The organism is Paenalcaligenes niemegkensis, assembly GCF_022230885.1.
GTDB lineage: Bacteria > Pseudomonadota > Gammaproteobacteria > Burkholderiales > Burkholderiaceae_B > Paenalcaligenes > Paenalcaligenes niemegkensis.
Map to the genome: position 1 here is coordinate 13,893 of NZ_JAKGCT010000001.1, position 15,268 is coordinate 29,160.

The window sequence follows — 15,268 nt, forward strand, 5'->3', positions numbered from 1 at the left end:
TACGCCTGTGTTGAATTGAATGAAGCTACGTAACCGTAATACAAAGAACCAACTGAATCGCTCGCCTGAACAACAGGACGAGAGACGTGGCCTGCTCTACGCAGTAGGCCTGCATGCCGTTTTGGCGCTGGCGGTGCTGCTCAGTCTGTTTTCGACGCCCAAATCTCCCAATCCCATCCAGATTGAACTATGGGCAGAAGGTGATGTGGCGATCGCCGAAAACATGGAAATTCCAACCGAAGAACCTGCGGTAGAAGACGAAGTCGAACCCGAACCTGCCCCCGAAGGCGAAGTGGTTCCAGAGCCAGAACCTGAGCCTGTTGCAGAAACACCTCCTGCCAACGAACCTGAGCCTACTCCACCGCCGGTCACTCCTGAAGTCGATCCAGATATCGCTTTAGAAGAAGCTAAAAAGAAGAAACAGGCTGAGGAAGAGCAGGAGGCCAAGCTGAAGGCACAAAAAGAAGCGGAACAAAAAGCCGAAGAAGAAGCCGCTCGTGTAGAACAAGAAAAACGTGAAGCCGAAGCTAAAGCCGAAGCCGAGAAAAAGCAAATTTAGCCGCCGAACAGCGGGCTAAGGAAGAAGCCGAACAAAAAGCCAAAGCAGAGGCCGAGAGCAAGGCCAAAGCTGAGGCCGAGCGTAAGGCCAAGGCTGAAGCCGAGCAGCAAGCCAAAGCAGAGGCCGAGCGTAAGGCCAAGGCTGAAGCCGAGCAGAAAGCCAAAGCAGAGGCCGAGCGTAAGGCCAAGGCTGAAGCCGAGCAGAAAGCCAAAGCAGAGGCCGCGCGTAAAGCCAAGGCTGAAGCCGAGCAGAAAGCCAAAGCAGAGGCCGCGCGTAAAGCCAAAGCCGAAGCCGATCGAAAAGCGAAAGAAGACGCTTTTAGAGCCGCTATGCTGGGCTCTGGAAAAGAAGCTGCCGGTGCCTCGGGTGGCACGTCGGACCGCAACCAAATGGGCGGTGGAGGCGGTGACGATGGCTACGGCTCGAAGGTTCGTGCTTGCGTGAGGCCTAAAGTGGTCTATAACACTCCTGCACGAGAAGGAACAAACAATCCAACGTTACAATACCGCGTCGACCTTAATAACGACGGCACTGTTCGTAACGTACGCATCTTAAGATCGTCCGGCATCGCCTTGTTTGATGATGCTGTACAAAAGGGGATAGCTAAATGTTCCCCCTTCCCCAAACCGCCTAGCGGCAAGTATCCATCGTATATTGATGGCGCCTACCGCATGTACGAATAATCAGGAGAGTGCAAACATGACTGCAGCCAATCCAGCCAACGTTACCGCCCGCCGTAGTTGGCGCGTGGTAACCGCAGGGCTATTTGCCGTTGCGGCTGGTCTGTTTACCAGCCCATCTAACGCCCAATTGCGCGTAGATATTTCCGGTGTGGGCGCTACTCAGTACCCCATCGCCATCGCCGACTTCGCTAACAACCCAGACTCACAGTCACTCGCCGAAGTCATTCGCGCTGACCTTAGTCGCTCAGGTCAATTTCAGCTGATCAATGCTGCAGGCGCTAATTTAAACGCCGAGAGCTCTATTGTTCACGACGACTGGCGAAATCGGGGCGCTGATTACCTTGCCTATGGCTCTGTTAATCAAAACGGCGGTCAATACTCAATTCAATATCGACTTGTCGACTCCGTCAACCGCTCAGAAATTGACGGTATTGCATTCGCCGGCTCAGAAAAAGAACTACGCCGTATTTCCCATCAAATTGCTGACCGTATTTACGAAAAAATCACCGGTGTTCGAGGCGTGTTTTCGACCCGCATTGCGTACGTGTTGCAAACGGGCAACACGTATGAGTTACAAATTGCAGACGCTGACGGACAAAATCCTCAAGTCATGCTGCGCTCAAAACAGTCCATTATTTCTCCCTCTTGGTCTCCAGATGGTACCCGTCTTGCTTACGTTAGTTTCGAAGCAGATAAACCTGTTGTGTACGTCCAGACTCTGGCTACGGGCAAGCGAGAACCCATTGCAAACTTTAAGGGCAACAACAGTGCCCCGGCATGGGCACCTAACGGTAACCAGCTAGCCGTGGTGCTTTCAAGGGATGGCATCTCTCAAATCTACACCATCAACCAAGATGGTTCCGGATTACGCCGAGTTATGCGTTCGCCGCTCATTGATACCGAGCCTGCCTACACCCCAGATGGCGAGTCCATGGTGTTCACTAGTGACCGTGGCGGCAACCCGCAAATCTACCAAGTTTCTGTTGGCGGCAACGACGCACGACGTATTACCTTCAATGGAGGTTACAATATCTCACCTGAGGTCTCTCCCGATGGTAATAACCTTGTATACGTTACACGCAGAAATGGCGCTTACCGTGTTGCCACCCAGGATATGGCAACCGGAGCTGAACAGCTTCTGACCACGGGACCCGACGACCAGTCACCCAGCTTCGCACCCAACGGCATGCAGGTACTTTACAGTTCTGTACAAGGTGGGCGCAGCGTTTTAGCGGTGACCTCGGTAGACGGACGTGTCCGCCAGACGCTGTCCTCACTGAACGGCAAAGTACGTGAACCGACCTGGGGTCCATTTACTAACTGAATTCTGTGTGACTCTTTTTAAAGGAACTCTAATGAGCGCGCGCATTTTTAAAGGTTTCACCCTAGCTGCTATGGCGATAGCTTTAGCCGCATGTAGTTCTGTACCTCTTGATGAAAGTGGTTCAGGCACAGGCTCTGGTGGTGGTGGCGTTGGTACCGATCCTTCAACTGGTCAAGTTATGGATCCATTCAACCCACAAAGCCCACTGGCACAACAGCGTTCGGTCTACTTCGATTTCGACAGCTATGTCGTGCCCGAACAATACCGCAGCCTTGTAGAAATGCATTCGGGCTACCTAAGCCGTAATTCTCAGCAAAACATCCGCGTCGAAGGTAATGCCGACGAACGGGGTGGCGCTGAGTACAATCTGGCTTTGGGTCAGCGTCGCTCCGAAGCGGTTGCACGCATGATGGGCTTGCTCGGTGTTAATGCAAATCAGGTCGAAGCAGTCAGCTTTGGTAAAGAGCGTCCTAAAGCTTTGGGTAACACCGAAGGCGATTACGCTGAAAACCGTCGTGCAGATATCGTTTATCAACGTTAATTCACGATAGCTGGTTTACACTAACGCCGTGGCGGCCTATTCCGCCTCGGCGTTTTTTATTTACACGGAAGCATCGATGAGCCTATATAATCTGCCCTTGCGCCAGCTTGCAGTAGCCACACTTAGCAGCCTCGGTTTGCTTTTTGCGCTACCTGCCCAAGCCTTTGCCGACGACGAAGCTCGTCGCGCCATTATCGAGTTACGTCAACAAATCCGCCAGACTAGCGAACAGAACCAGCAGGCTCGACTTCGCTTAGCTGATGAAGTTGAAATGCTACGCCACGAGGTAGCACAGCTTCGCGGTAAGGTAGAACAGCTAAACTGGCAGGCCTCTCAAAATCAGCCTCCAGAAGAAAACAGCCAGACCTTATTTACCGACCCCCAGGAACAAGCGGCCTATGAAGGCGCTATGGATCTATACCGTAGTGGCCAATATCCCCAAGCTGCCGGTGGCTTCGCCGCCTTTATTGACGCCTATCCCAGCAGTGCCCAGCTCGATGAAGTACGTTTCTATGAAGGAAGCAGCCTATATGCTTCACGTAACTTCGCTGCTGCCATACAAAAGCTGCAAGCCTTGGTTCAAAGTAATCCCGAGGCAGCGCGCGCACCAGACGCCTTGATGGTCGTAGCTTCCAGTCAAGTCGAAAGCAACGATCTGACTGGCGCACAAAACACATTACAACGTATCGTTAAAGACTACCCACAATCGGCTGCTGCCGATACTGCTCGTAGCCGTCTAGAATTACTGCAATAGCCTTCAGCATCAGCAAAAGCGCCCCACTTATGAAAGTATGGGGCGCTTTTGTGTACGTACAATGATCCAATCATAAACCCTTAAAAATGCTAAAAGAGCACTCAGTTCACGGCGTCCCCGTTTTTTATGAAGAGTTAGGTAGCGGTAGCCCGCTCGTCTTGTTGCACGGCTCGCTTTGTGACTACCGCTATTGGCGCTTGCAACTTAAGATTCTTTCGCAGAACTATCGCGTTATTGCTCCCAGCCTTCCTGGATATTGGCCGGCTTTGAATCTGGATCGTTTCAGTACTCATCTCCAGGCCGAAACCATACAAAACCTGCTGGCCGATATAGCACCGTCCGAGCGCTATCACTTATTAGGACACTCCAGAGGCGCACAGGCTGCTTTGCAAATAGCGATCAACAGGCCCGAGCAGCTACGTTCACTTAGTTTGGCTGATCCAGGCTTTAAGCTACCCGATGATGAAAACTCTTCTATTTTTGACAAGGTATTACCACTGCTGGAGCGTGGTCAGACCGACGCGGCACTGGCCTTATTTGTAGATACCGTCAACGGCCCGGCAACTTGGCAACAGATGGTGAGCTGGTTCAAAATCATGGTTCGCGATAACGCCCCCACCCTGTTCAAGCAAGCTCAGGAGAGTGGCTTCCTGCTCAGCCTGGATGCACTGAAACTGGATAACTGCCCTGTATTGCTGATTAACGGACAACATAGCCCCATACGTTATAAACAACGTATAGCAGCCCTGAAAAAACAGGCGCCCCATGCTTATGAAGTAACCATCGCCCATGCAGCGCATGGTATGAATCTGGCTAACCCTAAGGCTTTTAATCAAAGTGTTTTACGGTTTTTGACGGCTGTGGATAATAAAACAGCTAAATACGCGATATAGGTACGGCCAGCTTTCAGCTGTGCATAACTCGAAGCCGTATAAAAAGGCTCATTACACGCGAAAGCAAGCAGCTATCAGGCTGCTGTTCCCGCATCAATGAGCCTTTACGACGCTACTTTATTTAGTGCTGGTGAGCACGAGTTCCCGGGGCCATGGCCTCGCAATGTGCCACCACTTTTTCATGATTGCTAAATAAAAACTCCAGACTTAACTCGTCTCCTGTCTGGACGGCTGACGTAGGCTTTTCGAGCATGGCGTGAAAACCACCCGGCTTGAACTCAAGTGAGTCACCTGCCTCGATAAGAATTTCATCGGCCATCTTCATTTTTGCCATACCGTCTTCGTCGATGGTTTGATGCAACATCAGGTCATCGTATTGAGATGAGGCGGCTGCCAGCAGCTTAACAGCCTCTTTTCCATTATTTTTTACAACAAAATAACCCGCCGATGGCGCTGGAGTCGGGATGTTGCGGATCCAGCAATCAGACACCTCGATAGTTGACGATGGTTTAGCGCTAGCAAACTCATCAGCATAATCCCCCTTCGCATGACCGTGATGTTCATGCTGGTGGCCATGATCCCCATGAGCCATTGCCACAGAGCTAAAGGCAAGCGCCGCCGTGAGCACAATATTAAATGATGTTTTTTTCATGTTCTGTCCTTGGAGTGATAACGACATAATTAGGGTCCAACGTAGCTAACAACAATCAAAGCAGGAATCGTATGCGACGTTTTCAATCACGATTCAAAGCAAAAAAGTTCTTAAGCAACGACTGGCGGAGCCCTAGCCCTCAACGGCGGGCCGAAACAATGACGGCCTTGGAAAAGGCTGCTGGAACAGAAAAAGACCGTCCATAGCAGCAGGACGTACCACGATAATGGCACAGAGTCGGCGCTGCCTATAAAAGGCGTGTTTAATGAAGAGCCAAAGACACAATCAAGAGAGACGTGCTCATCCTGAGAGTGGGGGCGAATGCAGGCCAAAAAACTGCATTGCATTTGCGGATAAGCCTGTAACACAAAAGGTCAGCGATGATAGTACGCCACCCTGCCTTTCTGGCGTCGGCATAAAGCCCACCGGAACGGCGGATCGCAGCAACACACATAGCAGCAATAAACAGACTGCCAAGTGACGTAAATTTGTAGAAGAAAAGCCGTGGAAGCGCCTAAACATGGGAGAAAGTGTACTATGGGACAACTTAAAAAAACAAACAAATTATTTTGCAGCTTCTAGCTCCTGTCTTGCTATGACACCCCAAACTACTGCCAGACTATGGCTAAACGAAACCAAAGCTTCTTTACGCTTGGGATCACCTTTAATTCTCACTAATCTTGCGCAAGTCACCCTGTTGACCACTAACGTGGTTTATATGGGCAGATTAGGTAAAGGCGAACTGGCAGCGGGCTCGTTGTCAGGAAGCCTATATCAGGCGTGTATGATTTTTAGCTTGGGCTTGGTGTCGGCCATCATACCCATGCTTGCAACTTCGCTAGGAAAGCAACGTGATAATCTTGCCGCAGTCCAGGACATTGTTCGACACGGATTTTTCACCGCTTTTCTGGCGTGCATCCCCTTCTGGATTCTACTCTGGCACGCTGATAGCATTTTGCTCGCGGCTGGTCAAAACCCGGTCATTGTTGCTCAAGCCATGGAGTACATGCATGCCTTGCAATGGTCTTTACTCCCGTATTTAGGCTATATCGTATTAAGATCACTATTGTCCGTACTGGAGCGGCCATTCTGGACTCTGATAGTCGCAATAGCCGCTATTCTGCTAAATGCCCTTCTGGGATGGATACTGGTGTTTGGTAATCTTGGCGTACCGGCATTGGGCATACGCGGAGCCGGTATTTCAAGCTTTGTCGCCAGTTTTGCCATGTTTCTGGGCATGGTACTCGTGATTCGCTTAAACCCTGCTTTCAATCGCTACGCTGTTTTTAAAGACTGGTGGAAGCTTAGGCTCAGCAAGCTCACAGGCATATTGCGCCTGGGGGTCCCGATTGCCATCACATTTACTCTCGAAACGCTGGTTTTCTATGCCGCCGTCATGATGATGGGGCTTATCGGGGACACCTCGCTCGCCGCTCATGCCATCGTTATACAGATATGTACGATTTCCTACATGTTTCCCCTGGGTTTTGGCCAGGTAGCCACTATTCGTGTGGGTCTGGCCGCTGGCCGCTCAGACCCCATAACGGCAACTCGTGCAGGCTGGGTCTCTTATTATCTGGGCGTAGGCTGTATGGGTATAGCAGCCATTATCATGTGGGGAATGCCTGAATCACTGATTGGTTTCTTTATTGATGCGCAAGCCCCGGAGAACAGGGCTGTAGTGATCACCGCCACCCAGTTCATTTTCTTTGCCGCGCTCTTCCAACTTACAGACGGAGCACAGGCAGTCGCTGCCGGTATGCTCAGAGGCTTATACGATACCCGTACGCCTATGCTATTGGCTCTTATCGGTTATTGGGTAATTGGCATGCCCGCCGGAGCGCTGCTTGCCTTTGGTTTTGACATGGGCGGGGTAGGAATTTGGATTGGACTGGTGTGTGGCCTGACTGTTGTAGCTATCTTGCTGACCCTGCGCTGGATGAAACACAGCCAACGACTTCACGAACGAACCTACGTACGATAAAAAAGGCGTTGTTACCAGAACAACGCCTTATGACTACGCTATTGCCTATATAGACTACCCGCCTATGCTTATAAAAGCTCTTGACGCAGCTGAGCTGCAGACTTGGGTGACAATAAACCAGGAGCCACATCAAAGACGGTTTTAGCACCGTGTTTACCTTTGGTATTCAAGCGATGAGCAGCACGAGCATATGCCACTAATACACTTGATGTGAACTCGGGATTGCTGCCCAGGCTAAGTGAATATTCAACGACTTGTTGCGTACCTGCACCAGAGCGGCCACTTCGAATAACAAAGCCACCATGCGGCATTGCAGCGTGCTCTGCTTTTAATTCAGCTTCGCTGATAAAGTTCACAGTGGTGTCATAGTCGGCAAAGTAGTCAGGCATATTCACAATAGTGTCACGTACCACAGCTTCGTCAGCGCCGGTTTCAAGCACCACATAGCATTCGCGCTGATGTTTCTCGCGGGTGCTGAGCTGTGGAGCTTCGCCGTTGCGCACACGATCTATGGCCGCCTGCACAGGCAATGTGTACTGAACGCCCGCGCGTACGCCCTCTACACGACGTACGGCATCTGAATGCCCCTGACTTAGGCCCTTACCCCAAAAAGTATAGGTATCCCCTTCAGGGAGCACGATCTCGCCTGCCAGGCGATTAATGGAAAATAAGCCCGGGTCCCAGCCCACCGCAATAATCGAGGTAGTCGCTGCTGCACGAGCGACTTTATCCACAGCGGCAAAATAATCTGGTATTTTTGCGTGCGTATCGAAGCTATCAACCGTATTAAACCAGCGTGCAAGCTCAGGACCTTGCTGAGGCAGGTCGTCTTTGGACCCACCGCATAAAATCAAGACGTCAATTTTGTCGCGATATTGCGCAACATCACTTAACTTATAGACAGGCACATCTGAATTTACGAGCTTCACATTATCGGGTTCGCGTCGCGTAAATACGCCGACAAGTGTCATGTCGGGATTTTGGCCTAGCGCCAACTCGACGCCGCGCCCTAGATTGCCATAGCCGGCAATGCCGATTCGAATGGGAGTGCTCATAAAAGATTGTCCTTAATATACAAAAATTTTGTCTGCCTGATACCTAAGCCTGGTCGTCTAGCGATCGAATGCCATTTTGGCCGCAAAACCGAGAAACAACACGCCTACTGCGGCATTAGCCAGACTCGATAGATGGCGACGCCGTCTAAAACCTGCTGCTAAACGTGCACCACCAACAATCAGTGTGGATAAATACACCACACTAAAGATTTGCAAAAAGATACCCAGTACAGAAAAAGCTAACCAAGGATGTCCTTTTGCAGGATCTACAAACTGTACAAAAAAAGAGATCAAAAACAAGATCGCTTTAGGATTCAGAAGGCTGAGTGTAAGGGCTTTAACGAAACGGCTTTCCCCGTGTTTTTTAGTGGTACTGATCTGATGCACATGGGGCGACGGATCGGGTCTGTATAACGACCACAAGATACGCAGCCCTAAATAGGCAAGATAAAAAGCACCCATAACCCTGACGGTATAGAACAGCATCGGCAATGCCTGAAGCACCGAGGCCGCACCAGCTGCCGTAAGTATCAATAGCACGGTATCGCCAACGAAAACCCCGCACGCAGCCTTATAGCCCTCTTTAACCCCCTGAGAAGCCGCGGTGGCCAGCACGAACAAGGAATTTGGCCCCGGCAGCAAAATAATCAATAACGCCCCGACCAGGTAGGTGCCTAAATTAATGACCCCGATGTTCTCGAACACGCTACGACCTCAGAGAGAAAAAATAATATACTGCTTATTTATATTACCCCGATACGCGTCAAAGCATAATGGTCTAAGGATAAAAAACCGGCGTAACAACGCCGGTAGAACACCACAAGATAACTATTTTGTAAGTCTATACCATCGCTTCAGCGCGATCTTTCATCGACCCGTTTTGCCGAAAATCCAAATGCCAGGAAAACGCCTCTTCCAGCAGATGGGGAGTATGCCCGCCCCGCTGGCAGGCTCGTTCAAAGTAAGAGGCCATTGCAGGTTGATAATCAGCGTGCACGCAATTGGCAATTATCGCAGTCGCCCGTTCGCGAGGTGCCAAACCACGTAAATCAGCAAAACCGCACTCGGTGACCAGCACATCTACATCATGTTCGCAATGATCCACATGAGACACCATGGGTACTACCCGGCTGATATCGCCACCTTTAGCCAGGGACTTGGTCACAAAGATCGATAGATGGGCGTTTCGGGCAAAGTCACCTGATCCGCCAATCCCGTTCATCATATGGGTGCCGCCCACATGCGTGGAGTTAACGTTGCCATAGATATCAAATTCGAGAGCAGCATTAATGGCGATGACGCCCAGCCGGCGGACAATTTCAGGATGATTGCTAATTTCTTGCGGGCGCAAGACCACCTGCTGCCTGTAGCGATCCAGATTCTCCAAAAACTTTTGCATCGTCGGCGCGGACAAGGTGACTGATGAGGCCGAAGCAAATTTCAAGTGCCCGGAGTCAAGCAGGCTTACAGCGCTATCCTGCAAGACTTCAGAATACATAGTCAGGTTTTTAAATTCGGACTGAGCAATACCATAGGTAACGGCATTGGCAATGGTGCCGATCCCGACCTGCAAGGGCAGCAGCTCGTTAGTCAGGCGGCCGGCAGTGACCTCGCCTGCCAGAAAGCGAACCACATGCGCTGCGATGGCATTGGTTTCCTCATCGGGAGGCAATGCTGTAGAAGGACTATCAGGGGCATCCGTGATGACAATGCCCACGATGCGATCAGGATCTACTGCAATTGACGTGCTGCCGATACGTTGAGACACATCGGTAATCGCAATGGGCTGACGGCCAGGACGATCCCCTGGCAGATAAATATCGTGCATCCCCTCAAGCTCAAGGGGCATGCTTAGGTTAAGCTCGACGACAACCATTTTTGCCTGTGCAACAAAAGAGGCTGAGTTACCTACCGAGGTGCTTGGCACAATGGCTCCGCATTCAGTAATGGCGACAGCTTCAATAACAGCGATATCGATAGGCAGACCTTTTTTCGCACGCAGCATTTCTGCAGGCTGTGACAAGTGATAGTCACAAAACATGAGCTCGCCTGCATTAATTTTCTTGCGCATAAGCGGGTCGACCTGAAAAGGCGACCTGCGTGCCAATACACCTGCCGACGCCATGAGACCATCGCTATCGTTTCCAAGCGAGGCACCGGTCAGCAGATTAATGGCAAAGGGTGATTTCGCAGCACGCGCAGCAAGCGCCACGGGCATTGCCTTGCTATCACCCGCCCGAGTGAAACCGCTCATGCCTACTGTCATACCATCTTGAAAAAACTCACCTGCCTGATCGGCAGTCATGATTTTGCTGGCAAGCGAAGCCAACCGTATACGATCGTGAAACATGTCGCACTCCTGATTTTAGTCATTTGCTTCGAGCATAGCATCGCTTTTATGACTAAAATGATTAGATATAAGTCGCATTAGGAATAGGCTGGGAGGCTAAATGAATATCCGCGCACTACACTACTTTATTGAAACGGTGAAGCAAAGAAGCTTCACTAAAGCCGCCGAGCAACTAGGAGTCACTCAATCTACCGTCAGCAAAATGGTCCGCCAACTTGAAGACGAGTTTGGCGAGGCGTTGATCATCCGGGAGTCCAGGCAATTTCTACTAAGTGACAGTGGAAAAGTGGTGATGGAACGAGGCCTTGAGGTGTTGCATGACATAGAACGCTTGCAGGCAGAAGTTCATGCTACTCAATCACTGCAACAGGGCGTTCTGCGGCTGGGTATTCCGCCCATGATCAACCTGCTGTTTACGGATGTTCTGAATCTCTTTTCCAGACAGCATCCTAATATTCAGCTTCATATACAAGAGCTTCCTGGTCCTGCCATTGAACAGCAGGTGGCCTCAGGAAAACTGGAAATGGGCTTTAGTATTTCGCCCGTCGCCCCCGGTCTGGACATCAACACCAGAACAGTAGTGTCTCATTCGGTATGGGCACTGGCGGCAGAAAACACATTCAAATCCAAGCAAGACAAAATCAGCCTTGATGAACTGGCTCCACTGCCACTGATTTTTCTCAGCGACGAATTTGGTTTAACCCGATTACTGCGCCAGGCCTTTGCCCAGATGAGTATTTCGCCCAGGGTGGTCGCCCAAAGCAGTCAGTGGGACTGGATTGTATCCATGGCTACCTCAGGCCTGGGCGTGGCATTGCTGCCAGAACCTTTTTTATCAAGGCTAGCTCAAACCCCGGCACAAGTGGCTCAAATTGTAGAGCCGGATCTCAAGTGGGAAGTCACCCATGTCTGGAACAGCGCGTACTTATCACTGGCTGCCAAGGCGTGGTTAAGCTGCTGTGAAACCGTGCTGGGCGGGCAATGGATTCCGCCTGCACTGCTGGACAGCTAGTACAAGCGGTTTGATCTATTGACACAAGAACAGCGAAGCCCCTGCAACAATGCTGCAGGGGCTTCGATTAACTACCGTACTGACTTAACAGCGTTAAGCGGTAACCTCTTCCTCTTCTTCAACCGAGCTGCGTATTAGGTGGTCAAAAGCACTTAACGCTGCAGTTGCACCTTGTCCGGCGGCAATAATAATTTGCTTGAACGGAACCGTAGTCGCATCGCCGGCTGCAAAAACGCCTGGAACTGAAGTTTGCGCACGATCATTAACTTCGATCTCGCCATACTTGCTAAGGTCTATTGAACCCTTGAGCCATTCGGTGTTTGGCACCAGGCCAATTTGCACAAAGACACCATCCAGAGCAATATCGTGGCTTTCGCCCGAGCTTCGGTCTGTGTACTGCAAAGCTGTAACCTTGCTGCCATCACCCAGCACTTGCGTAGTTTGAGCCTGAGTAATCACTGTCACGTTAGGCAGACTATGCAATTTACGCTGCAAGACTTCATCGGCACGAAGCTGATCACCGAATTCCAGCAAGGTAACCTGGTTTACCAATCCGGCCAGGTCAATAGCTGCCTCTACGCCAGAGTTACCACCCCCAACAACGGCTACGTCTTTACCTTTATACAAAGGACCGTCGCAGTGAGGACAATATGCCACGCCGCGGTTGCGGTACTTTTGCTCGCCTTCAACGCCAAGCTCACGCCAGCGTGCACCGGTTGCCAGTACAACTGACTTAGCTTTGAGCACACCGCCATTACTTAACTTAAGCTGAATTTCTTTACCGGGTATCAAGGCTTCGGCACGCTGCAAGTTCATGACGTCTACATCATAAGCCTTGACGTGTTCTTCGAGCGCTGCAGCAAACTTGGGGCCGTCGGTTTCAACGACAGAGATGTAGTTCTCAATAGACATGGTGTCCAGCACCTGCCCGCCGAAACGCTCGGCGACTACACCCGTACGTATGCCTTTACGTGCTGCATAGACAGCAGCCGCAGCACCAGCCGGGCCTCCGCCCACAACCAACACATCGAAAACTTCGCGCTGATTGATAGCATCTGCCTGTGCTTCGCTATCGCCTGCATCAAGCTTGGCCAATAATTCTTCAACGCTAGCCCGGCCATGATGAAATACCTCGCCATTGAGGTAGACGGCGGGCACCGACATGACTTCGCGCTTGGCGACTTCGTCTTGATTGATCGCGCCATCAATGGCAACAGGACGAATACGCGGATTAATCACTGCCATGGCATTAAGCGCCTGCACCACGTCCGGGCAGTTCTGGCAGCTTAGTGAGTAGTAAACCTCGAAAAGCATATCGCCTTCGAGACTTTGTATTTGTTTAATAGTACTTTCATCGAACTTGACTGCATGACCGCCAACCTGCAAGAGTGCGAGCACCAGCGAGGCGAACTCATGACCCAAGGGGATACCAGCAAATGCCACGCTAATATCAGAACCTACGCGGTTAATTCTGAATGAAGGTTTGCGCTCGGTATTATCTGTTTCTTCGCGATAGCTGATTTTATCGGATTGCTCGACAATCTGATTAAGTAGTTGACGCAGCTCAAGAGACTTTTCTCCGTCATCCAGAGACGCAACAATCTCGATGGGTTGCGCGATTTTTTCTAAGTACGCTTTGAGTTGGTTAACTAAGTTTGCATCTAACATTTGACGGTTCCTCTGAGACATAAATTTTTGATCACCTGGGCCGATAACACCATAGGTGCCTGGCCCGAAGGCCAGGCTAAAGGCCGTTACCTATACAAGGCTATAACCTCGGAGATACCAGACTTAAATTTTGCCAATCAAGTCCAGGGAAGGTGTCAGCGTTTTAGCGCCTTCTTCCCATTTGGCTGGGCAAACTTCACCAGGATTCTTGGCGATGTACTGAGCGGCTTTTACTTTACGCAACAACTCTTTGGCATCACGGCCAATACCGTTATCATGAACTTCCATGGCTTTGATCTGACCTTCTGGGTTCACGACAAATGTGCCACGTAGCGCCAGACCTTCTTCTTCGATCAGAACCTGGAAGTTGCGTGCTAACTGATGAGTTGGGTCAGCCAACATTGGGTAGGTAACTTTACCGATAGCATCGGAAGAATCGTGCCATGCTTTGTGTGAGAAATGTGTGTCGGTGGAAACCGAGAACACCTCAACACCTAACTGTTGGAATTCGGCGTAATGTTCGGCCAGATCTTCTAGTTCGGTTGGGCAAACAAAGGTAAAATCAGCTGGGTAAAATACAAATACAGACCATTTACCAGCAATGCTTTCGTTGTTGTACTCTTTGAAGTCACCATTAACGTATGCGGTTGCATTAAAAGGTAGGATCTGTGTGTTGATTAATGACATGCTATGTATCTCCAGTAGTGGTTAGCAATTGACAGTGATTTCATTATAGAAATTACCTATTGATTTGTAAAATTGATTAAAACAATGAAGCCGATTGATTTTAACTATCATCATTCAATGCGTAGCCCAAATCCAAGCTACTCCGCATATCGTAACAGCCATTAATGACAGATTAAAGCAGTGCAACCTCTCTGGCCCACGGCCCTCCCTGCTCCATATGCACTACGGCCATAAGGAATCAACTAATAGTTCGTTCCGTCTGCTTCGTGTCATCTGCACAATGAAGAGTCCCCAGCTCACTACCGCTTGAACTGGCAGCGGTGTCCGACCTCACGCCGGACGGGATTTCTTTTGAGGCTCTTCATGTTTACCCCTTCTGAAAACAATGCACTTGATGCTGTAACCGCTGTACTCTGGAAACAATTACTCAGCGATTTGCAATTGATAAAGCAGCAGCATCCGGATGCCACCTTTGCGAACTCATTAGCGGCTGAAGATATGGTGCTTCAACACGCCATCGCCACCCACGGCCTGAATATTTCCAGTTTTACCCTTGATACCGGGCGGCTGCACAAGGAGACTCTGGCCCTGCTTGATGTCATCAATAGTCATTACGGCATCCAGGTAACCAGTCTCAAGCCGAATCAGGTAAAAGTAGATCAGCACGTTGCAGAGCATGGCGCCTACGCGTTCTATGAAAGCCTGGAACTGCGCAAAGCATGCTGCGGTCTGCGTAAAGTCGAACCCCTGCGGGCCTACCTGCAAGGCAAATCCGCATGGATAACAGGCCAGCGCCGAGAGCAATCCCAAACTCGCTCCGAACTACAAAAAAACGAGTTTGACAGTGCCTTCCAACTGCAAAAATTCAATCCCTTATGCGATTGGACGCTAGAACAGGTCTGGACGGTAATTCGCACTTTTGCCATTCCCTACAATTCGCTCCACGACCAGAACTATCCCTCCATAGGCTGTGACCCCTGTACGCGTGCCATACGTGCGGGCGAAGACGTGCGCGCGGGACGCTGGTGGTGGGAGCAACGCGACAGTATCGAATGCGGCCTGCATCAAAGCCCAACCACTGCCACAACCGAGAACACTTAGGAGAC

The 15,268-nt window shown here is 50.5% G+C and carries 14 protein-coding genes and 1 pseudogene; 9 read left to right on the forward strand and 6 right to left on the reverse strand.

The window, feature by feature from the left end:
• Window positions 1-19 precede the first annotated feature (19 nt).
• The 6 genes and pseudogenes from L1889_RS00095 to L1889_RS00120 all read left to right on the forward strand — a co-directional run bounded on the left by L1889_RS00095 (window position 20) and on the right by L1889_RS00120 (window position 4,754).
• On the forward strand, window positions 20-559 hold the full coding sequence (locus tag L1889_RS00095; protein WP_238663311.1) for a hypothetical protein: 540 nt from the start codon (window positions 20-22) through the stop codon (window positions 557-559).
• Window positions 560-600: 41 nt separating this feature from the next.
• Window positions 601-1,242: pseudogene (gene tolA, locus L1889_RS00100) on the forward strand (cell envelope integrity protein TolA); the annotation flags it as partial.
• A 16-nt stretch (window positions 1,243-1,258) separates the two neighbouring features.
• Complete coding sequence (tolB, locus tag L1889_RS00105) at window positions 1,259-2,566, forward strand: Tol-Pal system beta propeller repeat protein TolB (RefSeq protein WP_238663312.1); 1,308 nt, start codon at window positions 1,259-1,261, stop codon at window positions 2,564-2,566.
• Window positions 2,567-2,597: 31 nt separating this feature from the next.
• On the forward strand, window positions 2,598-3,107 hold the full coding sequence (locus L1889_RS00110; RefSeq protein ID WP_238663314.1) for an OmpA family protein: 510 nt from the start codon (window positions 2,598-2,600) through the stop codon (window positions 3,105-3,107).
• A gap of 76 nt (window positions 3,108-3,183) precedes the next feature.
• Entirely contained in the window at window positions 3,184-3,861 is a 678-nt protein-coding gene (gene ybgF, locus L1889_RS00115; protein WP_238663316.1) for a tol-pal system protein YbgF, read from the forward strand.
• Window positions 3,862-3,947: 86 nt separating this feature from the next.
• Window positions 3,948-4,754, forward strand: coding sequence for an alpha/beta fold hydrolase (locus tag L1889_RS00120; protein WP_238663318.1), 807 nt, complete (start codon window positions 3,948-3,950; stop codon window positions 4,752-4,754).
• Window positions 4,755-4,875: 121 nt separating this feature from the next.
• On the opposite strand, the gene L1889_RS00125 is transcribed toward L1889_RS00120, so the two are convergent.
• Window positions 4,876-5,406: a copper chaperone PCu(A)C gene (locus L1889_RS00125; RefSeq protein ID WP_238663320.1), complete on the reverse strand. Its 531-nt coding sequence runs from the start codon at window positions 5,404-5,406 to the stop codon at window positions 4,876-4,878.
• A gap of 595 nt (window positions 5,407-6,001) precedes the next feature.
• Between L1889_RS00125 and L1889_RS00130 the strand changes: the two genes are divergently transcribed.
• The gene (locus L1889_RS00130; protein ID WP_238663322.1) at window positions 6,002-7,390 is read left to right on the forward strand and encodes an MATE family efflux transporter; all 1,389 of its coding nucleotides are present in this window, start codon (window positions 6,002-6,004) and stop codon (window positions 7,388-7,390) included.
• A gap of 68 nt (window positions 7,391-7,458) precedes the next feature.
• On the opposite strand, the gene L1889_RS00135 is transcribed toward L1889_RS00130, so the two are convergent.
• The 3 genes from L1889_RS00135 to scpC form a co-directional block, all read right to left on the reverse strand.
• Window positions 7,459-8,445 (reverse strand): diaminopimelate dehydrogenase, encoded by a 987-nt coding sequence (locus L1889_RS00135; protein WP_238663324.1) that lies wholly within the window; start codon window positions 8,443-8,445, stop codon window positions 7,459-7,461.
• A 57-nt stretch (window positions 8,446-8,502) separates the two neighbouring features.
• Complete coding sequence (gene leuE, locus L1889_RS00140) at window positions 8,503-9,150, reverse strand: leucine efflux protein LeuE (protein WP_238663325.1); 648 nt, start codon at window positions 9,148-9,150, stop codon at window positions 8,503-8,505.
• Window positions 9,151-9,286: 136 nt separating this feature from the next.
• Window positions 9,287-10,795 (reverse strand): succinyl-CoA:acetate CoA-transferase ScpC, encoded by a 1,509-nt coding sequence (gene scpC, locus L1889_RS00145; RefSeq protein ID WP_238663327.1) that lies wholly within the window; start codon window positions 10,793-10,795, stop codon window positions 9,287-9,289.
• 100 nt (window positions 10,796-10,895) lie between these two features.
• Between scpC and L1889_RS00150 the strand changes: the two genes are divergently transcribed.
• Window positions 10,896-11,807: a LysR family transcriptional regulator gene (locus tag L1889_RS00150; protein WP_238663329.1), complete on the forward strand. Its 912-nt coding sequence runs from the start codon at window positions 10,896-10,898 to the stop codon at window positions 11,805-11,807.
• A gap of 93 nt (window positions 11,808-11,900) precedes the next feature.
• Here the strand turns inward: L1889_RS00150 and ahpF are convergent, their stop codons facing one another.
• Together ahpF and ahpC are read right to left on the reverse strand one after the other, a co-directional pair.
• Entirely contained in the window at window positions 11,901-13,475 is a 1,575-nt protein-coding gene (ahpF, locus tag L1889_RS00155; RefSeq protein ID WP_238663331.1) for an alkyl hydroperoxide reductase subunit F, read from the reverse strand.
• A 123-nt stretch (window positions 13,476-13,598) separates the two neighbouring features.
• The gene (gene ahpC / locus L1889_RS00160; protein WP_238663333.1) at window positions 13,599-14,162 is read right to left on the reverse strand and encodes an alkyl hydroperoxide reductase subunit C; all 564 of its coding nucleotides are present in this window, start codon (window positions 14,160-14,162) and stop codon (window positions 13,599-13,601) included.
• A 363-nt stretch (window positions 14,163-14,525) separates the two neighbouring features.
• Here ahpC and L1889_RS00165 point away from each other — a divergent pair, with 363 nt between their 5' ends.
• Entirely contained in the window at window positions 14,526-15,263 is a 738-nt protein-coding gene (locus L1889_RS00165; RefSeq protein WP_238663335.1) for a phosphoadenylyl-sulfate reductase, read from the forward strand.
• Window positions 15,264-15,268 lie beyond the last annotated feature (5 nt).